1 protein-coding gene is annotated in these 436 nt (G+C 43.3%); it reads right to left on the reverse strand.

The window, feature by feature from the left end:
• On the reverse strand, positions 1 to 306 hold a 306-nt coding region (locus F8C76_RS19900; protein ID WP_152132950.1), incomplete at its 3' end, for a zinc finger CCHC domain-containing protein.
• Positions 307 to 436: the final 130 nt, after the last annotated feature.

The following is a 436-nucleotide window of genomic DNA, read 5'->3' on the forward strand; positions in this document are numbered from 1 at the left end:
GTGTTCTTCAATTTCTTCCTTTTCCGACTCCTCTTCCTCTTCCTCCACAACTTCATTTTCTACAATGGTGATGACCCTTCGATTTGGACACTCTGAAGCAATATGCCCATATCCCTGGCATTTGAAACATTTTTTCGAAGAATTGGAAGTGTTGGTTGGTTTGTCGTTCTTCACCTCCGGTTTAGTGGTGGCAGATGCCTTGTTAAAGGCTGGTTTTGAAGAAGACGAAGGGTTTCCCTTAATTCCATAACTAGTGCTTCCCATACTCTTGGTCGGATACTTTTGCAAATCCTTCCGTTGTTTCACCACATTCAAAGCTAATTTTCGGACATCATTGAAAGTCCAATATGGCTGCAATTTGATTACATCGGAGATCTCCTTCTTGAGCCCTCCTAGAAAACGTGCAATGGCTTGCTCTCAGGTTCCACCACATCGC

Source organism: Flagellimonas olearia, assembly GCF_009184425.1.
Taxonomy (GTDB): domain Bacteria; phylum Bacteroidota; class Bacteroidia; order Flavobacteriales; family Flavobacteriaceae; genus Flagellimonas; species Flagellimonas olearia.